Origin of the sequence: Rhodopila globiformis, assembly GCF_002937115.1 — a bacterium.
GTDB classification, from domain to species: Bacteria; Pseudomonadota; Alphaproteobacteria; order Acetobacterales; family Acetobacteraceae; genus Rhodopila; species Rhodopila globiformis.
The window spans coordinates 1-19,904 of record NZ_NHRY01000210.1 but is presented as its reverse complement, the minus strand read 5'-3'; the positions used below and the strand labels follow the sequence as shown (position 1 = coordinate 19,904).

The 19,904-nt window shown below is 68.1% G+C and carries 14 protein-coding genes, 1 tRNA gene and 1 riboswitch; of the genes, 11 read left to right on the top strand and 4 right to left on the bottom strand.

Features of this window, described 5'->3' with window-relative positions; all coding sequences use genetic code 11:
- Positions 1-701 precede the first annotated feature (701 nt).
- The 8 genes from CCS01_RS19415 (at position 702) to CCS01_RS19380 (ending at position 11,123) form a co-directional block, all read left to right on the top strand.
- Positions 702-2,915 (top strand): heavy metal translocating P-type ATPase, encoded by a 2,214-nt coding sequence (locus tag CCS01_RS19415; protein ID WP_204848357.1) that lies wholly within the window; start codon positions 702-704, stop codon positions 2,913-2,915.
- Positions 2,912-3,595, top strand: a complete 684-nt coding sequence (locus CCS01_RS19410; protein WP_146101847.1) for a protein phosphatase CheZ — start codon at positions 2,912-2,914, stop codon at positions 3,593-3,595. Before CCS01_RS19415 ends, CCS01_RS19410 begins: the two co-directional genes overlap by 4 nt.
- A 139-nt stretch (positions 3,596-3,734) precedes the next feature.
- Entirely contained in the window at positions 3,735-4,466 is a 732-nt protein-coding gene (locus CCS01_RS19405; RefSeq protein ID WP_104520420.1) for an ABC transporter ATP-binding protein, read from the top strand.
- 172 nt (positions 4,467-4,638) lie between these two features.
- On the top strand, positions 4,639-5,370 hold the full coding sequence (locus CCS01_RS19400; RefSeq protein WP_104520419.1) for an ABC transporter permease subunit: 732 nt from the start codon (positions 4,639-4,641) through the stop codon (positions 5,368-5,370).
- Between the two features lie 4 nt (positions 5,371-5,374).
- A complete protein-coding gene (locus CCS01_RS19395; RefSeq protein ID WP_104520418.1) occupies positions 5,375-7,279 on the top strand; it encodes a Gldg family protein in 1,905 nt (634 codons plus the stop codon).
- Positions 7,276-8,787, top strand: a complete 1,512-nt coding sequence (locus CCS01_RS19390; protein ID WP_104520417.1) for a DUF4340 domain-containing protein — start codon at positions 7,276-7,278, stop codon at positions 8,785-8,787. Before CCS01_RS19395 ends, CCS01_RS19390 begins: the two co-directional genes overlap by 4 nt.
- Complete coding sequence (locus tag CCS01_RS19385) at positions 8,784-9,233, top strand: NUDIX hydrolase (protein ID WP_104520416.1); 450 nt, start codon at positions 8,784-8,786, stop codon at positions 9,231-9,233. The genes CCS01_RS19390 and CCS01_RS19385 overlap by 4 nt, the downstream gene beginning before the upstream one ends.
- A gap of 750 nt (positions 9,234-9,983) precedes the next feature.
- Positions 9,984-11,123 (top strand): FAD-dependent monooxygenase, encoded by a 1,140-nt coding sequence (locus tag CCS01_RS19380; RefSeq protein ID WP_158258495.1) that lies wholly within the window; start codon positions 9,984-9,986, stop codon positions 11,121-11,123.
- A 540-nt stretch (positions 11,124-11,663) separates the two neighbouring features.
- On the opposite strand, the gene CCS01_RS19375 is transcribed toward CCS01_RS19380, so the two are convergent.
- The 4 genes from CCS01_RS19375 to CCS01_RS19360 form a co-directional block, all read right to left on the bottom strand.
- Positions 11,664-12,722, bottom strand: coding sequence for a YncE family protein (locus CCS01_RS19375; protein WP_104520414.1), 1,059 nt, complete (start codon positions 12,720-12,722; stop codon positions 11,664-11,666).
- Positions 12,723-13,094: 372 nt separating this feature from the next.
- Positions 13,095-14,843, bottom strand: a complete 1,749-nt coding sequence (locus CCS01_RS19370; RefSeq protein ID WP_104520413.1) for a PQQ-binding-like beta-propeller repeat protein — start codon at positions 14,841-14,843, stop codon at positions 13,095-13,097.
- 29 nt (positions 14,844-14,872) lie between these two features.
- On the bottom strand, positions 14,873-15,289 hold the full coding sequence (locus tag CCS01_RS19365) for a hypothetical protein (RefSeq protein ID WP_104520412.1): 417 nt from the start codon (positions 15,287-15,289) through the stop codon (positions 14,873-14,875).
- Between the two features lie 1,119 nt (positions 15,290-16,408).
- A tRNA-Gly gene (locus CCS01_RS19360) sits at positions 16,409-16,482 on the bottom strand.
- A gap of 137 nt (positions 16,483-16,619) precedes the next feature.
- Positions 16,620-16,699, top strand: a riboswitch (SAM riboswitch).
- Between the two features lie 55 nt (positions 16,700-16,754).
- On the opposite strand from CCS01_RS19360, the gene metZ reads away from it, so the two are divergent.
- The 3 genes from metZ (at position 16,755) to folE (ending at position 19,534) form a co-directional block, all read left to right on the top strand.
- The gene (gene metZ / locus CCS01_RS19355) at positions 16,755-17,969 is read left to right on the top strand and encodes an O-succinylhomoserine sulfhydrylase (protein WP_104520411.1); all 1,215 of its coding nucleotides are present in this window, start codon (positions 16,755-16,757) and stop codon (positions 17,967-17,969) included.
- Between the two features lie 315 nt (positions 17,970-18,284).
- Positions 18,285-18,779 carry a Co2+/Mg2+ efflux protein ApaG gene (apaG, locus tag CCS01_RS19350; protein ID WP_104520410.1) on the top strand — a complete coding sequence of 165 codons (495 nt, stop codon included), beginning with the start codon at positions 18,285-18,287 and terminating at the stop codon, positions 18,777-18,779.
- A 113-nt stretch (positions 18,780-18,892) separates the two neighbouring features.
- A complete protein-coding gene (gene folE / locus CCS01_RS19345) occupies positions 18,893-19,534 on the top strand; it encodes a GTP cyclohydrolase I FolE (RefSeq protein WP_193540152.1) in 642 nt (213 codons plus the stop codon).
- Positions 19,535-19,904 lie beyond the last annotated feature (370 nt).

Genomic DNA, 19,904 nt, shown 5'->3' with positions numbered 1-19,904 from the left:
GTGTGGGTCGTGCCACGGCGATATGGCCCGGCGCATCCCCGGCCGGTTGCTTGCCAGCCAAACGCGGGCCCGCGACGGCGGCAACGCTCCCGCGCATTGGCGAGCGCCTGCTTCTGCGGTTGTTTTCGGGATGCGTGCATGCGGTAGGGCGTGTCCCGGCCATCCACCCCCCGCCGTCGCAGCGCAGATGGCCGGGACACGCCCGGCCATGACGACGAGGCAACGGACCGGGCATCAAATCCTTCTCCAGCCGTCGCCCTATCTTGATACGCATGGGGACACACCCGGCCATGACGATAGAGAGACGACCGGCGCCTTGCACCCAATGCCGCCGTATCCGGTTGCACCTCGGCCTGGCCCCTGGCCTGCGCGGCAACGATCTCTTGCCGGGGACCTGCCAGCAGCTTCCCTTCGGCCAGGGTCAGCTCCAATGGGCGATCTCAACGAGACCGCCGGGCCGGATGATCGTCGCGACGTCCACGGACCGGTTCTCACCGTCAGCCCCGGTTTTCACCAACCTCACAATCCAGGCCATGCGCTCACCGCCGATCCGGGATCAGACGCGAAACCACCGCCTCGACGCCCGCACCGCCAATCTCCGGACAGTCCCCACCAGTCCCGGGGCAACGCTTTGGCCTGTCAGCCTGAACCAACGCGATAAACTCTTGCTCAGTCCGTCCTCAATTCCTTTATCTCCCCCCATGACCGCCACCGAAGCCCAAGACACCATCGACCTCGCCATCACCGGCATGACCTGCGCCGCCTGCGTCAGCCGGGTGGAGAAGGTCCTCGCCCGCGTCCCCGGCGTCGCCGCCGCCTCGGTCAACCTCGCCACCGAGCGCGCCCACGTCGCCGGCCTGCACCCCGACCTCGCCGCGCTCATCAAGGCGGTGGAGAAAGCCGGCTTCCAGGCCGCGGAGATCCAGCCGCAGGCGCCGCCGGTGGACCACGCGGCACAGGACCGCCGCGACCTGATCCACCTGGTTGCCGCCGCCGCACTCAGCGCGCCGCTTCTGCTTGGCATGGCGGTCCCGGCGCTGATGCTGCCGGCGGCGGCGCAGTTCGCGCTGGCCTCCATCGTGCAATTCTGGCTCGGCGCCCGGTTCTATAAAGCCGGCTGGAACGCCGCCCGGGCGCTGTCGGGCAACATGGACCTGCTGGTCGCCCTCGGCACCACCGCCGCCTGGGGCCTGTCCACCTGGCTCTGGCTCGCCGGCCACCCGCACGACCTGTATTTCGAATCCGCCGCACTGCTGATCACCTTCGTGCTGTTCGGCAAGTGGCTGGAGGCGCGCGCCCGCCGCAGCACCGCCACCGCCATCACCGCGCTGATGAAGCTGCGCCCCGATACCGCCCGCCTGCGCCGCGACGGCGCCGAAACCACCGTCCCCGTCGAGGCGCTGCGCCACGGCGACCTCGTCGTCGTCCGCCCCGGCGAGCGCATCCCGGTGGACGGCCGCATCAGACAGGGCAGCGGCGCCATCGACGCCTCGATGCTCACCGGCGAGAGCCTGCCGGTGGACCACACCGTTGGCGATGCCGTCGCCGCCGGCGCCATCAACACCGACGGCCACCTGGTGATCGAGACCACCGCCGTCGGCGCCGAAACCATGCTGGCCCGCATCGTCCGCCTGGTGGAGGACGCGCAGGCCTCGAAAGCGCCGATCCAGCGGCTGGCGGACAAGGTCAGCGCGGTGTTCGTGCCGGTGGTGCTGGCGGTCGCGCTGGCCACGCTGACGGGCTGGCTGCTGGCCGGCGCCACCGCCTCGGCGGCGATCCTGAACGCGGTGTCGGTGCTGGTGATCGCCTGTCCCTGCGCTCTCGGCCTCGCCACCCCCACCGCCATCATGGTCGGCACCGGCATGGCCGCCCGCCGCGGCATCCTGATTCGCGACGCCGAGGCGCTGGAGCGTGCCCAGGCCGTACGCGTCGTCGCCCTGGACAAGACCGGCACGCTGACGCTGGGCAAGCCATCCCTGGCCCGCATCGTGCCAGCCGATCGGCTGGCGGAAGCGGCGGCTTTGCTGGCGCCGAGCGAGCATCCGCTGGCCGAGGCGGTGCGCACCGCGGCACAGGGCCTGACTGTTGCGGCCCCCACGGACTTCCGCGCCCTGCCCGGCCTCGGCGTCGCCGGCACTGTCGGCGGCCGCAGCCTGATCCTGGGCAATGCCCGGCTGATGCAGGACAACGGCATCGGCCTGGACGCGCTGTCGCCGGACGCGGCGGCGATGGCGGAATCCGGCCACACCGTTTCCTACCTCGCCGAGACCGCCCCGGCGCCGCGGCTGCTGGCGGTGCTGGGCTTCTCCGACACGATCAAGCCCGGCGCCGAGGCCGCCATCGGCCGGTTGCACCGCATGGGCCTCGCCACCGTCATGCTCACCGGCGACGGCGAGGCGGCGGCGCAGGCGGTGGCGGCGAAGCTCGGCATCGAGACGGTGCAGGCGCACATCCTGCCGGCCGACAAGGCCCGCGCCGTCGCCGCCCTCCGTGCCAATGACACCATCGTCGCCATGGTCGGCGACGGCATCAACGACGCCCCGGCCCTGGCCGCCGCCGATATCGGCATCGCCATGGGCAGCGGCACCGACGTGGCGATGGCAACCGCAGGCATCACCCTGATGCGCGGCGACCTGGCGCTGGTGGCCGATGCGATCGAGGTGTCTCGGCGGACGGTGCGGAAGATCTGGCAGGGGCTGTTCTGGGCGTTCGCCTACAACGCGCTGGGCATCCCGCTGGCGGCGCTGGGCTACCTCAGCCCGATGGTGGCCGGCGGGGCGATGGCGCTCTCCTCGGTCAGCGTGGTGACCAACGCGCTGCTGCTGCGCCAATGGAAATGGGGGGCGGCCCTTAACCGGATATTAACCAAGCCTGTGGTGGGATGGCCTGCTTCCGGTGGGACGACAGGCACGTGACAGACCAGGCAGACCCGATCCAGCAGGTGATCACGCAGACGATCCGCGCCGAACTCGATAGCGCAATCCGCGCCGAACTCGGCACCAGCATTCGGGCCGAACTCGGCGCCAGCATCCGCGCCGAACTCGGCGCCAGCATCCGCGCCGAACTCGGCGACCTGCGCACCTTCATCGACCGCCGCATCGCCGAACTCAGCGCCGAGGTGCACGCCACCTCCGACCTGCTGGATTTCAGCGAGAACAACCTCTCTGGCCAGCTCAAGGGCATCAAGGAGCAGATCGCCGGCCTGATCGCCATGCCCGCCGCCGCCACCCACAACAGCGGGCTGGAGCTGGAAGCGGTGGTGCAGGCGACCGAAGCGGCGGCCAACCGCATCATGGAAGCCGCCGAGGCCATCGGCGACTGGCTGCGCGACAGCCGGGCCGATCCGGCGGCGATGCAGGCGGTCAACGAAAAGGTGAACGCGATCTTCGAGGCGTGCTCGTTCCAGGACCTGACCAGCCAGCGCATCCGCCGGGCGATCCACTCGCTGCAGCAGGTCGAGCATATGCTGACCGACATGGCGCCGGGCGTTGCCGCGGACCCGGCCCCGGCCGCCGGGGAAAACGCCGATCTGGCGCAGGATGCCGTGGATTCGCTGTTCGATCAGGACGACCGCGGCATCCTTCCGGCCGCTTAACTTATAGTCATCACCGGCCCGAACGGGTTGCATTGAGCGGCAATTCTTGTATGTCCGCCGCCCAACGAGGACCAAGGGGAACGCTACCGTGGCGAATCGCGCCCTAGACTCAGCCGATGGGCCCATCGGTGGTGCCGGGTTGCCGGCTTCGATCGAAATCGAGGGACTGACCAAGCGTTTCGGCAGCTTCACCGCGGTGGACGGCGTCTCGTTCCAGGTCCGCCGGGGCGAGGTGCTGGGCTTCCTCGGCCCGAACGGCGCCGGCAAGTCCACCACCATGCGCATGCTGGCCGGCTTCATGATCCCCACCGCCGGGACGGCGCGGATCATGGGTTACGACGTGCAGACCCACAGCGTCGCCGCCCGGCGGTTGCTCGGCTTCCTGCCCGAGGGCTCGCCGACATACCCGGAAATGACGGTCGAGGGCTTCCTGCGCTTCTGCGCCCGCATCCGCGGCTATGCCGGCGCGGAACTGGACGACCGGGTGAACCATGCGCTCGGGCTGACCACGCTGCGCGGGGTGGCGCTGCAGCCGGTCGAGACCCTGTCGAAGGGCTTCAAGCGCCGCGTCGGCCTGGCGCAGGCGCTGCTGCACGACCCGCCGGTGCTGGTGCTGGACGAGCCGACCGACGGCCTGGACCCGAACCAGAAGCACGAGGTCCGCGGCCTGATCCAGCGCATGGCGCCGGACAAGGCGATCGTGATCTCGACCCACATCCTGGAGGAGGTCGATGCGGTGTGCAGCCGCGCGATCATCATCGCGGGCGGACGGATCGTCGCCGACGCGACACCCAAAGCGCTGCAGGAACAGCACCCGTCCGGCAAGCTGGAGGAAGTGTTCCGGGCGCTGACGATGGAGGCGGCGGCATGACCCTGTCGTCATCGCCGGGCGTGTCCCGGCCATCCACCCCCTGCCGTCGAAGCGCGGATGGCCGGGACACGCCTGGCCATGACGACAGGGCGGCGCGCCGCCACGACGGAGGGGTCCTCCCCGGTCACGATGGCAGCAGCCGGCACGCTGCAGCAAAGGAAACCCGCCACGCATGAGCACCACCCTGACCATCGCCGAGCGGGAGCTGCGCGGCTACTTCGCCACGCCCGTCGCCACCGTCTTCATCGTCATCTTCCTGGTGCTGCAAGGCGCCCTGACCTTCAACCTCGGCGGGTTCTTCGACCGCAGCATCGCCGATCTCAACCCGTTCTTCACCTTCCTGCCATGGGTGTTCCTGCTGCTGATCCCGGCGATCACCATGCGCCTGTGGGCCGAGGAACGCCGGCTCGGCACCATCGAGCTGCTGCTGACCCTGCCGGTGACGCAGGGCCAGGCGGTGTTGGGGAAATTCCTCGCCGCCTGGGCGTTCTGCGCCATCGCGCTGCTGCTGACCTTCCCGTTCGTCATCGCGGTCAACATCCTGGGCAGCCCGGACAACGGCGTAATCTTCGCCGGCTACCTCGGCGGCCTGCTGGTCGCCGGCGCGTTCCTGTCCGTCGGCGCGGCGATGTCGGCCTTGACCCGCAACCAGGTCATCGCCTTCGTGCTGGGCGTGGCGGTGTGCTTCGTCTTCGCCGTCGCCTCCAACCCGATCGTCAACGACTTCCTGTCGCACACCGTGCCGGCGCTGGGCGAGTTCACACGGCGGGTCGCCATCATCGACCGCTTCAACGACTTCACCCGCGGCATCATCGCGCTGCGCGACCTGATCTACTTCGCCACCTTCATCGGCTTCTTCCTGTTCCTGAACACGGTTCTCGTCGATCAACGGAAAGCGGACTGACCAGATGCGCCGGCTGACCTATTCCATCATCGGCGTGCTCGCCGCCGCCGCGATCGCCATCGGCATCAACATGTTCGCCGATGCCCGCCTCGCCAACGTGCAAGCCGATTTGACTCAGGGGCACATCTACTCGCTGTCGCCCGGCACGAAGCAGATCCTGGCCGGCCTGAGGGAGCCGGTGACCCTGCGGCTGTTCTACTCGCGCCAGCTTGGCAGCACCGTGCCGTCCTATGGCATCTACGCCGACCATGTGCGGGAGATGCTGCGCGACTACGCCTCGCATTCCAATGGCAAGGTGAAGGTCGAGTTCTTCGACCCCGAGCCGTTCAGTGACACCGAGGACCGCGCCATCGCCTATGGCCTGCAGGGCGTGCCGCTGGATACCAACGGCACCAAGGTCTATTTCGGCCTCGCCGGCACCAACCTGGAGGATGACGAGCGCACCATCCCGTTCTTCCAGGCGGACCGCGAGCGCTTCCTGGAATACGACCTGACCAAGCTGGTCTACGACCTGTCCAACCCCAAGCGGCCGGTCGTCGGCGTGATGTCGTCGCTGCCGCTGGAGGGCAACCCGCAGGAAATGATGATGAGCCGCGGGCGCGGCGGCGGCCAGCCGTACGCCTCGCTGGTGCTGCTGCGCCAGACCAACGACGTGCGCATGGTGCCGACAACCGCGCAGGTAATCGACCCGGACATCCAGGTGCTGCTGGTCGCCGAGGCGCAGCACCTGTCGCCGGCGACGGAATACGCCATCGACCAGTTCGTCATGCGCGGCGGCAAGCTGATGGCGATGGTCGATCCGTGGAGCGAGGCGATGGCATCGACCCCATCGCCCACCGGCATGCCGCCGGACGACACGCATGCCGACCTGAAGAAGCTGTTCGACGCCTGGGGGATCGAATTCGATCCGAACAAGGTCGTCGGCGACCTGACCGGCGCCTGGCGGGTGCGCGGCGGGCCGGACCAGATGACGCCGGTCAGCTACGTCGCCTGGTTCAACATCCGCGACGGCATCAACCACGACGACCCGGCGACGGCGGACCTGCAGCAGGTGACGGTGGCCTCGGCCGGCGCGCTGGCGAAGGCACCGAAGTCGTCGATCGAGTTCACCCCGCTGTTGAGCAGCAGCAGCCGCAGCGAGATGCTGCCGGTGGATGACGTGAAGATGCCCGATCCGGCGAAGATCCTGGCCGGCTTCAAGCCCTCGGGCGGGCCGCGGGTGATCGCCGCGCGGATCCACGGCGTGCTGAAATCCGCCTTCACCGGCCCGCCGCCGCTGGAGAAGGGCCAGAAGCGGCCGGCGAACTTCCCTGCCTACAAGGCGCAGACCGACAAGCCGGCGAACCTGGTGGTGGTGGCCGACTCCGACATCCTGGCGGACCGGTTCTGGGTGCGGGTCAACGATTTCTTCGGCCAGCAGGTGGCGACCCCGTTCTCCGATGACGGCCCGTTCGTCGCCAACCTGATCGGCACCCTGTCCGGCAGCGACGCGCTGATCGGCCTGCGCTCGCGCGGCGACACCAACCGGCCGTTCACCCTGGTCGCCGCCATGCAGAGCGAGGCCGAGGCGAAGTACCGCCAGACGCAGCAAGCGCTGCAGCAGCACCTCGACCAGGTCGAGAAGCAGTTGCAGACCTTGCGCTCGGGCGGCGGCGAGGGTGGCGAAAAGGGCCACGCCGAAGCGGTGATCACGCCCGCGCAGCAGGCGGCGATCGACGCGGCGCGGCAGGACATCATTCAAACCCGCGGCAAGCTGCGCGCGGTGCAACTGGAGCTGAATCGTGACATCTCCCGCCTGGAAGACGAGATGCGGGTCTTCACCATCGTCTTGGTCCCGGCGCTGCTGACCGTGCTGGCGATCACCATCGGCCTGATGCAGCGGCGGCGCCGCGCGAGGGCCCGGCGATGAGGGGCCGCACTGCCGCCGCCCTGGTCGCGGTCGCCGTCGTCGTAGTGGCGGGAGGCTGGTATTTCGGCACCGCCACCACGCCGCCGGAGCAGACGCAGGTCGCATCCGGCTCGCTGATGTTCCCCGGCCTCGCCGGCAAGCTGGACAAGGCGACCAAGCTGGAGATCGTCCACCAGGGCAAGCAGACGGTGATCGAGAAGCGCCCGGACGGCGCCTGGGGCATCGCCTCGCTGCACGACTATCCCGTGCAGCCCGGCAAGCTGCGCGGCGTGCTGATCGGCCTGACCGAGCTGCGGCTGGTCGAGCCGCGCACCAGCGACCCGTCGGAATACAGCCGCCTCGCGGTGGATGACCCGAACGGCGCGAAATCCGAGGCCGATCTGGTGCGGGTGGTGGACGCCTCCGGCAAGCCGCTCGCGGCGCTGATCGTCGGCCATCGCCGCGTCCGGGGCCAGCCGGGCATGGCGGACGAGGTGTATGTCCGCCGTCCGGGCCAGGCGCAGTCCTGGCTGGCCGAGGGCAGCGTGCGGGCCGATCCCGACGCGATGCAGTGGATCGACCGCGACGTGATGGACATCAAGGAGGATCGCATCGCCTCGGTGGTCGTCGGCGACAAGACGCTGGTATTCGGGCGGGTCGACGGCAAGTTCACCCTGACCGAGCCGGCGGACCATCCGAAGCTCGAGGAGTACAAGGTCGACAACGTCGGCCGGGCGCTGGAAATGCTGTCGATGCAGGCGGTGAAGCCGGATGCCGAGGTCACTGGCCAGCCGGCCGGCCACTCGGTGTTCACCACGAAGGACGGGCTGGTGGTGGCGGTGAACCTGCTGCACGCCGACAAAGACGTCTGGGCGCGGTTTGCCGTGTCCGGTCCGGAGAAGGTCAAGGCCGAGGTGCATCGGCTCGCTGGGAAGCTGAACGGCTGGACGTATGAGATCGGCTCCTGGAAGGAACAATCCCTGGTGCCGACGATGGCCGACCTGAAGGCGCCGGAGCCACCCGCGCCGCAGGCCAGCAGGCCGGCTGCGCCCGCTCCGGTGCCGCCTCCGGGCGTGGCACTACCGGCGCCTGCGGCCGGCGCGACGGCGGCGCCTGAAACCGGCAAGGCGGCGTCCGGGTCCGAAGCCGGCAAAGGCGCGTCGTCCCCGGTCGACGCAGGCAAGGCGGCCTCCCCGGCCGACGCAGGCAAGGCGGCCGCGGCGGCGCCTGGAGCCGGCGGGCAGGAAGCGGCTCCGGCCGAGGCGAACAAGGCCGCTGCGGCGTCCGGGTCCGGCAAAGGCGCGTCGTCCCCGGCCGACGCAGGCAAGGCGGCCTCCCCGGCCGACGCAGGCAAGGCGGCCGCGGCGCCTGGAGCCGGCGGGCAGGAAGCGGCTCCGGCCGAGGCGAACAAGGCGGCCGCGGCGTCCGGGTCCGGCAAGAAGGCAGCGGACCCGGCTGACTCCGGCCAAGCGGCCGCGCCGGCCACCGGAACGGAAAAGCACGACGCTCCGGCGCCGGCGCAGAAATGAGCGACCGGGAGTATCCCGCCCGCCCCATCGTCGGGATCGGGATCGCGGTCATCAAGGGCGACCACGTGCTGCTGTGCCGGCGCGGCAAGCCGCCGAACCTGGGCGCCTGGACCTTGCCGGGCGGCGCCCAGGACCTGGGCGAGACCTGCGAGGAAGCCGCCCGGCGGGAACTGCAGGAGGAATGCGGGCTGGAGGTCGGCCCGCTGCATTTCTGCGCCCACGTCGACACCATCCGCCGCGACCCCGACGGGCGTGTGCGCTACCACTACACGATCCTGGACTTCTGCGCCCGCTGGGTTTCCGGCGAGCCGGTGGCGGCGACGGATGTCTCCGCGGCCGAGTGGGCGCCGATGGACGCGCTGGAGGGGTACGGGCTGTGGTCGGAGGCCCACCGGATCATCGGCATTGCCCGGAGGCTGTTGGCAGAGGCCGCGGACGAGCCGTAGCACCGGTACGCACGCCGGGCATCCATGAGGATTTCAGCGGTTCAGCAGGAACAGAGTCTGGACGTGTGTCCAGAGGCCGCGGGCACCACCGGGAACGGCCGGGACGTCATACCAGCGGCCCGGACCAAACCGCGTCCACTTTGAGAACCATAGTTCTGGCGGCGCGCAATCAGGAAGGGCGCCGATATCCAGCGCCTCAGGTCCGAACTGCCGGACTACGGTTCTCAAAGTGGACGCGGTTCAGTACCCCGTCTTGCGTTGCGCTGCCATGATCGACTCCTGCTGGCCTGCGTGCCCGGAGAGAGCCGCCGAACAGGGAATCATTTGTGTTCATTCGTGTTCATTTGTGGTTCCTTTCATACCACAGCACGAACAACCGCGCGGCATCCCGGTCTGAGCGCCGGCCGCCGCCTGTACCACGCTGAAAGCACGTTGTTAAAAACCACGAATGAACACAAATGGCGGTCGTGCCGATTGCGTTCCTTCGACGTGATCCACCCACGCCAGTTCGCCAGCGGGAATCGGTTGCCGGACCAGGCCGCTGGCATTACGCCCGACTCCGGATTGGCCACGCTTCGCAACGACGGACAGCCGCTTTGCCTCAGCCTTCCAGGCGTCTTGCTGCAACTGCTCACAAGGTGTTGCTCGGGTCGAGGCATGTCTTGAACAGCCAGTCATCGTGCCTGTGGTAGTCGATACGGTGATGTGAGGACATCAACATACGCTTGCCGAACAATGCGCGGGGCGGCCATGAAAGTTGCCATTATCGGGGCTGGGCTGGGCGGACTGGCGAGTGCAATCGCTCTGCGCAAGCGGGGCGTCGACGTCCAGGTCTTTGAACGGGCGCGGGAACTGCGGCCGATCGGCGCCGGCTTGACGCTGGCTCCGAATGGTCTCAAGGCGCTCAACGCGATCGACCCGGACATTGTTGCGCGCCTGCTGGAACTGGGCAGCCAGAACAGCCGCCTGTATCTGCGCCGCGCCAATGGCGACCTGATCACGGAGATCCCGATCACCTTCATGGACCGGTACGGACAGCCGATGCTGAACATCGTCTGGTCCTGTCTGCAAAAGGTCCTGACCGGCTTCCTGAAGGCCGACGCCGTCAGGCTCGATCACAGGCTGGTTGGCTTCGAGCGCACGAATGACGGCCTGTCTCTGCATTTCGATGGCCGCGACCCGGTGACGGCGGACGTCCTGGTGGGGGCCGATGGCATCAATTCGACCGTCAGGCAGATCATGGTCGGTGACGGGCCGCCGCGCTACGCCGGGCGTTTGTGCTGGCGCAGCGTGGTTTCGTACCAACACCCGTCCCTGCTTCCCGATGAGGTGACCTTCTTTGCCGGCGTGGACGGCAGGAACTTCTCGATGTTCGACGTAGGCAGCGGGCTGGTGTTCTGGAGCGCCACGGCCCTGTGGCCGGCGTGGCCGATATCGGATGGCATCGCGCCCCGGCAACGGGTCACGGAAGCGTTTGCCGGTTGGGCGCCCCTGGTGCAGGACGTTCTTGCCGCCACGCCGCCCGAGGACATCGTCGAACGCCCGATCGAGGACCGGGCTCCGCTGGCAAGCTGGAGAAGCCACCGCGTCACGCTCCTGGGCGATGCGGCCCATGCGATGGTGCCGTCTCTCGGACAAGGCGCCAACATGGCCTTCGAGGATGCGTGGGAACTGGCGCAGGCGCTGGCCGGAGAGCCGGACACCCAAGCAGCGCTCATCCATTACGAGAGCAGCCGCATTCCACGCACGCAGGTCGTCCATGCCCGCAGCGCGGCGCAGGGGTACCGGTATTACGATGCGGACAACGAAACGTTCTCCCGCAGCGTGCTGGAGCAGGCGAGCGCGGATCAACGCGCGTTCGAAGACTGGCTTTATGGCTGGTCCCCGTGAGGCGGTCCGGAATGTGGGCTCCCCCGCGCATCGGCACCGCCCCCCATGCACCCGCTTCCGCCGCAATCCAAACGCCCGTCGGGCAGAACCGGGACGAAACGCCGGCCAGCTGATCGTGCCAGAGCAGACCGCAGGCCGGTTGGGACAGGGCGACGGCGTTCCTCCATCGTCTTGGCGGGCGCAGGCCCCATAGGCGCTGACATAGCGGAGCACGTTGCCTCTTCGTCATGGCCCGGCTTGTCCGGGCCACCTATTCCAGCACGTGTGCCGCGACCGGTGGCCCGGACAAGCCGGGCCATGACGAAAGGGAAACGGCGTGCCGCCAGCCCGTTAAGTTGGCGCCTACGGGGCGCAGGCCCGCCATGACGATTGGGGGCAGATTGCCCCACCCGAAGTCGTGTCCCAACCAACCTGCGGTCTGCTGTAGCCCGGTGCCTGTCGCCGAATACCGCGGGCGGCGCGAACCCGAGCCGGGCAAACCGTGTAAACACGTTGGCGATACCAGCCGGCGTCGCCACCGGCTGGCACCGCTGGCGGACTCTACTGCTCCATCGGGAAGATGGCGATACGGTCGGCGCGATACGAGCTCACCCAAAGGTCGTTGCCAACCTGGATCGCACCGGTACCGGCGCCGAAGACGCCGTACACACCGCTCTTGACCTCATCGGTCAACTTCAGCGTGGCCGGGTCCATACGATAAATCTTGAACGGCACGTTGCAGTTTACCGAACTGGACTCGAAGCAACCGATCGCCTGCTTCACCGTCACGTCCTGTCCGCCGACGAAGATCGATTTCCCGTCCGGCGACCAGCGATCGTTGTCGGTCAGTATGCCGGTCGAAACGGTATCCACCTTCGGCGGCGAGCTGCGCAGATCGATGCGCGCCACCTGCTTGCCCGACCACAGGCAGAGGTAGATCTCCTTGCCGTCAGCCGACACGATCACGCCGTTCGGGCCGGACATGTTCTCCGTACCGGGGACCTCCGACCACCCCTTGCCGGAATGCCACGCATCCAGCGCACCAACCGGCTGGCCGGCGGAGAGCTTCTTGGCCCGGTTTGGATCGGTTGGATCCCAGAGACTTGTCACCACGATCCCCCCATCGGGCAGCGAGGCGACGGCATCCGGCCAGAACTTCGGCGGCGCGACCACGCATCCCGTCCATGTGAACCGGGGTCGCGCACCCGTGAGATCGACGTCGAAGACTTCAACGGATTCGCGGCCGCCATGGTTGACCGCATAGAGCACGCGGTGCATGCCGCCGCCCCGGGTAAGATCCAACCCGTGCGGCCCGAAGGTCTTCACGTCATAGGGCCCCGGACAGTGGGGGTAGGTCTTCTTGTCCCACCGAATGCTGATCTCCGAGGGCTCCACCGCCGAAGCGGTCCGCTTGGTTGTGTCGAACAGATACAGATACCCCTGCGGATGGCTTTTCGCCGCCAGATCGCTGCCAATCACCCATTTCGTGCCCGGCACAGGCGCGAAGTCTTCCACATTGGTTACGCCGCAGATGAAGCTGGCGCCATCGGCTGGCTTGCAATCGGACTCCGATGCGGCTCGCGCGGGATCGGCTGTCCAGAACGTCATCGCCAGGGCCATGGACGCAAGCGACCCAGCGACGCACATCCACCGCGGAACCCTGTGTTCCGCTCGCTTTGACATGATCATTTGTATCCTCCCCATCGCCGAGGTGACATGACAACAGCCTCGGCGCGCGCAGCGTCATCCGCTGCCACGGCGCCGTCAATCGGCCGACAAAGGGGCGGAACGGCCAGCTTCGAGATAATGCCCGCGGCCCTGATCATCGGCTCGTCTGTCACCTGGAACGGCGCGGCGGCCTGTGATGCGCAAGGTTCTCCATGAGATGGAGACGACGTGGCCGCTTCGGCCATCAGGTATGGCGAAGCAAGACCATCGCCGATGCTCAGACCAGGTTTGTCGGTGCCGCCAGCGCCGTCCGTACCGTTGTGCCTACGCCAGCCCATACACGTCGATCCGCGCCCCATACGTCGGTACATACACCTTGCCATTCGCCACCACCGGCGGGGTGAACTTGCAGAACAGGAACGTCAGGTTCCAGTCCTGGCTGTCCCACAGCACGCGAAGCTGCTTGCTGCCGTCGCCGAACGTGCCGAACGTCGTCGCGTCATAGGCCAGCAGCCGCCCGTTGGTGACCGTGGTGTTGGCGTCGCCGTACGGAATGCACGCCCAGACCACGCCGGTATTGGCCACGGCGCCGTTGGACGTCAGGCACATCATCCCGCCGGGCATGCCGCCAAACTGTCCGGTGGCCTGCGCCGACGCCACCTCGGCGCTGCATGCGAGGTACGTCGCCTTGCCGTTCGCCGCCAGCGTCCAGGCGCGCAGCTCGCTGTTCTCGCCCCAGCAGAACAGCATCGTGCCATGCTCGCGGCTGTTCCACAGCAGCGGCGCGGCGTGCTGGTGATGCGTGCGGCCGAAGAAATGCTGGTTCAGTGCCGAAATGTCATCCGGCGCCGGTTTGACGTCGAAACCGGGGAAGAAGGTGAACCATATCGGCGCCGCCGCCAGCCGCTGATAGTTCGCCTGTGGCTTGTCCAGGTCATGGGGTTTGGTCTTCCCCATGTCGTTCGCCTTCGCAACAAAAAGGACGCCATCCTTGCCGGCACCCAGGATCAGCCCATGATCCGCCGCCAGGATCGGCCCGCCGGAGCCCAGGTCCATGTCGTCCCAGCCGGCATTGACGTCTTCCGTGTAGACCCGGCGGTTGGTCGGACTCGGATGGTCGAATGCGTCGCCGGACCGATCCAGGCCGACCCGCGCATCGTCGGTCCAGGGGGTGAACCAGTCCGCGACCGCCAGGGAGCCGGTCTTCTGTCCGCCGGCCGGCGGGGTGTAGCGCAGCTTCAGGATGCTCTCCGCCCAGTCGGTCTGCGCGTCGAACGTACCGTTTCCGGTCATGCAGAAGATGTGTCCCTGCGCATCGGACACCAGGCCGGAGCCGGCCTGCCAGATGCCGGCGCCGAAGCCTTTCGCCGCCGATGCCCAGACGGCGGTGATCGACCAGGCGCGGACGTCGCAGGCAATGATCCAGCCACGCGCCTGCCGGCTGGTTTCCTGCAGCGAACCGAAGGCGACGAACACCGTGTTCGCCTGCAGCAGCAATGACGCACGCTGCTTGCGCCCTGCCGAGGCGAAGGCCTGCCGCGGCGCGCCGTGGCCCGGATCGTACACCGCGCCCTCGAAATCAATCGGCGCGGCGTGCACGTCCTGCCCGGTGGTGATGCGGACCGCATGCAGCCCGTGCCGCGCTTTGCCGACCGAGCCGTCGGGGCTGGTCCAGGCGCAGAGATACATGACCCCGGCCGCGGCATCGATGACGGGCGTGGACAGGATGCCCCAGTGGTCGTTGATCCGGTACTCATCAATGCTCTTGTTGCCGCCGATCGGCGTGCCCAGCGCACGGGTCCAGAGCTGGGTTCCGTCATTGGCGTCGAAGCCGAAGATCAGGTTCCCCATGGTCGCGACCAGCAGCAGGTCGCGCCGCTTGCCGTCCGGCATCTGCACGCCGGCGACGATCAGCGGCTGCGCCTCGGCACCGCGCTGGTCGCCCGGCAGGTGCAGCGAGAACAGCCGCCTGACGCCGCGCTTGCCAACCGCGGCGGCCGTCAGCTCGGTTTCCTGCGTGTTGGCGCCGGTTCGCGCGTTGTCATACGCGCGGGTCAGGACGGATATGCTCATGACGCGACTCCCGGGTCCGGCCAGGCGGTTCAGATCAGCAACAAAGCGCAGGCGATGGCGGCCATGCCCAGCCGCCATCCCGAGCCGAGGCGGCGGGAGGACGCGGCCGTCAGCCCCAGCCAGGCGAGGCCCGCGCTGGCCGCCGCCAGGGCCGGCACGGCGGCCGGCGCCACCGGGAACAGCACGCTGTCCAGGCCGAGCAGGAGCGGAATGGCCCAAGGCCAGGCCCAGTGCCATGGCCCCGCCCGGCGCAGCGCCAACAGCACGCACGCAGCCCCGGCGAGCAGTGGCACCGCCGGACCGGCGGCGTGGCCGACCAGCGCTCCCAGCGCGTCACACAGGCCGAATGCCAGGGCCATCCGGGCGCGCGGCACGGGCGCGCCGGACAGGCCGATCAACGTCCCGGCGGCGAGGCTGTCCAGGCTCAGGAACAGTACTTCAGGCAAATGAGCCTCCCTTGCGCGATTTGTCGTTCATGGCGGCGGAATGCATGGCCGGTTGCGATGGCGCTGCGGCAACCGGTGCAGTATCGCCGGCAGGATAGGAAATTCGTTATTGTTCCGCGTCATGCCGGGAATGGCGGCCCCGGCGGTTGTTCCGGCGACGTTCCCGATCCGGGGCGGCGGCATTGCCGTTGAAGTCCGGGAACGGGTCCAGCCGGTGGTCCGTGCCGGACCGGCCCGGTGGGTTGCGCTGCATAGGGGAAAGCCCGAGATCGGTCGGCGGCATGGCGTTGGCTCCCTGGATAATGCAAGTGACTGCGCCGCGCCTTGTGTTCTTGCGACAGGTCGCGGCCGAGCCTACCCGGAAGAATCTCGCGAGAGTCCTGACTGCCTATATGGGGATGAGGCAGTGCACCCGGCACCTGCCCCGACCGGCACCGGTTTATTCCCTATACCCGCAGGCCCTCGGCGGCAGATAATGATTTTCACCATGATCGCAGCACTGTGAATGCAAACGGTTTGCAAACGTCCTGCTGATTCCATCGGAAATTTGCCACGCTACGATCGCCGGGCACAGTCCGTCCGCAAAGCAGGCCGGAACGAAGCTTTGTCGTTCCGGCAGTGATCGTTTCTGTCCCGGCGGCGAAACCGAAGGGACTGCCTGGAGATCGGGGGGCGGGCGTCGAGGCGGTGGTTTCGTGCCTGATCTCAGATCGGCGGTGAGCGCATGGCTTGGACTGTGAGGTTGGTGAAAGCCAGGGCCGACGGTGAGAACCGGTCCATTGACGTCGCGACGATCACCCGGCCCGGCTATCTGTCGTCGTGGTGCCTGGCGCGATATTTATCAGCCCATGCCTGTCCATAGCCCCCCGAGGCGGCGGTGGCGCCGGTGCCTTGTGCATACGCTCAGCGCCAGCATGCAAAATGCGGCAAAAATCATGGTCTTCATCTGAAATTCTCCGGACGTCAGGCGGAGGATGAAGCAACGGATGTGCCAGCCTGTACCAACAAGCCGGCCCGGGCTCATCATGCCGCCAGCAGCCGGAAGCGCAAGAACGCGCGAATCCGCCAGCCAGGACCGGCGCCCGACACTCCATCACGACCAGGCGACGCTTGCAGGGCTGGAGCGGGTGAAGGGAATCGAACCCTCGTGTGCAGCTTGGGAAGCTGCCGTTCTACCATTGAACTACACCCGCGCTCCGCCGCCTTCTTAGCGGCTCCCGCCGTCCGATGCAATTCGCTTGCGCGGCGCCGCCGGACAAAATCCCTACCGGCGCCCCCCCGCACCCATTGACGCCGCGCCGCCGGCGACCTATCAGCTTGCTACCGGACAGTTCCCGGTCCTCGTGATTTGTCCGGCCGGATTGCGGCGAGGTGAAACAAGCGCGCTAAAGAGGCCAGCGACGGGGCGTTTTCCAGCCCCCGGGCTGCTCAACGGTCGGGCCACCATCACACAGGGCCCTGACACATGCCACTCGATCCATCCCACCTGCGTCCGTCCACCCGCCTGGTGCATGGCGGCGTCCAGCGCACCCCCCATGGCGAGACCGCCGAAGCCTTGTTCCTGACCTCCGGTTATGTCTACGACAGCGCCGAGCAGGCCGAGGCGACCTTCACCGGCACCGTCGACCACTACCAGTACTCCCGATTCGCCAACCCCACCCTGACCATGCTGGAAGACCGCCTGGCCCTGCTCGAAGGCGCCGAGGCGTGCCGCACAACCGCCACCGGCATGGCCGCGGTCAACGCCGCGCTGATGGCGCACCTGAAGGCCGGCGACCGGGTCGTCGCCGCGCGCGCGCTGTTCGGCTCCTGCCACTGGATCGTCTCCACCCTGCTGCCGAAATTCGGCATCGAGACCGCGTTCGTCGACGGCACCGACCTCGACCAGTGGCGCGCGGCGCTGTCCTGCCCGGCGCAGCTCGTGCTGCTGGAAACGCCGTCGAACCCGATGCTGGAGATGGTGGACCTGCCGGCGGTGGCCGACCTCGCGCACGCCGCCGGCGCCATCGTGGTGGTGGACAACGTGTTCGCCACACCGCTGCTGCAGCAGCCGCTGCGGCTCGGCGCCGACGTCGTAGTGTATTCCTGCACCAAGCACATCGACGGGCAGGGCAGGGTGCTGGGCGGCGCCGTGCTCGGCAGCCGGAAGTGGATCACCGAGACGCTGCAGCCGTTCATCCGCAACACCGGCCCCGCGCTGTCGCCGTTCAACGCCTGGCTGCTGCTGAAGGGCCTGGAGACGCTGGCGCTGCGGGTCGAGGCAGCCAGCCGCTCGGCCGCCGCGATCGCGGATTTCCTGGCGGAACAGCCGGGCGTCACACGCGTCTGGTACCCGACGCGGGCGGATCATCCGCAGCAGGACCTGGCGCGGCGGCAGATGTCGGCCGGCGGCACGATCGTCACCTTCGAGGTGGCCGGCGGCAAGGTCAGTGCGTTCCGGGTGATGAACGGATTCCGCCTGATCTCCATCTCTAACAATCTCGGTGACGCAAAATCACTCGCCACGCATCCAGCGACCACGACGCATATGCGCATCGGCGAGGACGAGCGCGCCCGGCTGGGCATCACCGACGGCGTGATCCGCGTCTCGATCGGCCTGGAGGACCCCGAGGACCTGAAGGACGACCTGCGCCAGGCGCTGGCCGGGTCCACGAGGGGCGTCTCGCCGCTGGCGGCATAGCGGGGCATGTCGCGGCGGCGACGCAACGAAATTGCGAACGGAACCTGCCGGATCGGTTGAACATTGAAACGGAAGCAAGGCAGCCCGTCGTGGTCGGCGGCCGGTGATCCACCAGCCGCGCATCGGCGTATCATGACGCGAAATCCCGGGTGCGTATCAGGATCATTTCAACGTGGACGCGGTCGTTTCGATGACCGTAAAGCGGCGCCGGCGGGCCTGCCGGGCACCCCGGATGCGGGGCGGAGCCGCCGTTCTGGACAAGCACGGTGGTTTCGTTCTTGATTTCCTGCCACGACAAGGCAAAAGGTGCGTGTCATGTCGACTGAGGATCCGAAATCGGGCCGGGCCAGGCGTCCGGCGCAACTCGCCCCGCAGCCCCAGCGGGGCAGCCGCGCCGGCACGAACGCGCGCGGCGACTATTGCAGTGTCACCCGCGACGTCGAGGTCTCGGTGCGATCGTACTTCCTGGCCGACCAGTCGCAGCCGGACGAAAACCACTACGTCTGGGCCTACCGGGTGAAGATCGAGAACCACGGGACCGAGCCGGTGCAACTGCTGCGCCGCACCTGGCAGATCACCGACGCCCGCGGCCGCACCCAGCACGTGCACGGCCCCGGCGTGGTCGGCCAGCAGCCGCTGCTCGAACCGGGCGAGAGCTTCGAATACACCTCCGGCACGCCGCTGGACACGCCATCCGGCTTCATGGTCGGCGCCTATCACATGGTGATTCCGTCCTCGGGGGAAAGCTTCGACGTGGCGATTCCCACGTTCAGCCTGGACAGTCCGCACCAGAGCGGCCGGGTGCATTAGAACCGCAATAAGATGGGTTGCGGGACGGCCTGACGGCCCCATATCGGCTCAGACCGGTCGCCGGCAGGACCAATCGCTGGCGGCCAATTAACCGTTCCGGAGGAGAGTCCGCAGTGAACATCGTCACGCCTGCCACCAGCCGATCCGACCGCGGAATCACGCCGGAGCCGCCGACGCGCGAACAGGCCGAGGAAGCGGTCCGCACCCTGCTGCGCTGGGCCGGCGACGATCCCGACCGCGAGGGCCTGCGTGACACCCCGTCGCGTGTGGCACGCTCGTTCAAGGAGTTCTTCGTCGGCTACGCCGTCGACCCGTTCGCCCTGCTGGAGCGCACCTTCGAGGAAACCGACGGCTACGACGAGATCGTTCTGCTGCGCGACATCCGGCTGGAGAGCACCTGCGAGCACCACATGGCACCGATCATCGGCCGGGCGCACGTGGCGTATTTGCCGTATCGCCGCGTCGTCGGCATCAGTAAGCTGGCCCGGGTCGTCGACGCCTACGCCAAGCGGCTACAGATCCAGGAAAAACTGACCGCCCAGATCGCCAACACGATCCACGAGGTGCTGGAGCCGCGCGGGGTCGCGGTGGTGATCGAGGCGGCGCACCAGTGCATGACCACGCGTGGCGTGCACAAGCCCGGCGTGACGATGGTCACCAGCCGCATGCTCGGCGCCTTCCGCGACAACGCCGCCACCCGCCGGGAACTGCTGGCAATGATCGGCAACCGCGGCGCCACGATCCAGAGCGAGTAGCCGCGCGGACCCGCCACAGGCGACCTTGTCGGGACAAGGGACCGGCCGAGCGAGGTCGGCTCCCTATCGTCATGGCCGGGCGCAGGCCCCATTGGCGTTAAAATAGCGTGGCGGCACGATGCTTGCCATTCCGTCATGGCCCGGCTTGTCCGGGCCACCTATTCCAGCACTGTGCCGCGACAGGTGGCCCGGACAAGCCGGGCCATGACGAGGAGGCAACAGCCAGCCCTATTTTAACGCCAATGGGGCGCAGGCCCGCCATCCACGCTTGGCGGTGTTGAGGCCGTGTAAAGGCGTGGATGGCGGCCCTGCGGCCGCCATGACGATGGCGCGGTCTACCGCGCCCGGCCATGACGATAGAGAGAAGGCC

Coding starts and splice junctions, on each gene's coding strand:
- CCS01_RS19415 (WP_204848357.1), top strand. CDS start 702: ATGACCGCCACCGAAGCCCAAGACACCATCGACCTCGCCATCACCGGC.
- CCS01_RS19400 (WP_104520419.1), top strand. CDS start 4,639: ATGAGCACCACCCTGACCATCGCCGAGCGGGAGCTGCGCGGCTACTTC.
- CCS01_RS19395 (WP_104520418.1), top strand. CDS start 5,375: ATGCGCCGGCTGACCTATTCCATCATCGGCGTGCTCGCCGCCGCCGCG.
- CCS01_RS19390 (WP_104520417.1), top strand. CDS start 7,276: ATGAGGGGCCGCACTGCCGCCGCCCTGGTCGCGGTCGCCGTCGTCGTA.
- CCS01_RS19385 (WP_104520416.1), top strand. CDS start 8,784: ATGAGCGACCGGGAGTATCCCGCCCGCCCCATCGTCGGGATCGGGATC.
- CCS01_RS19380 (WP_158258495.1), top strand. CDS start 9,984: ATGAAAGTTGCCATTATCGGGGCTGGGCTGGGCGGACTGGCGAGTGCA.
- CCS01_RS19375 (WP_104520414.1), bottom strand. CDS start 12,722: ATGGCCCTGGCGATGACGTTCTGGACAGCCGATCCCGCGCGAGCCGCA.
- CCS01_RS19370 (WP_104520413.1), bottom strand. CDS start 14,843: ATGAGCATATCCGTCCTGACCCGCGCGTATGACAACGCGCGAACCGGC.
- metZ (WP_104520411.1), top strand. CDS start 16,755: ATGCCACTCGATCCATCCCACCTGCGTCCGTCCACCCGCCTGGTGCAT.
- apaG (WP_104520410.1), top strand. CDS start 18,285: ATGTCGACTGAGGATCCGAAATCGGGCCGGGCCAGGCGTCCGGCGCAA.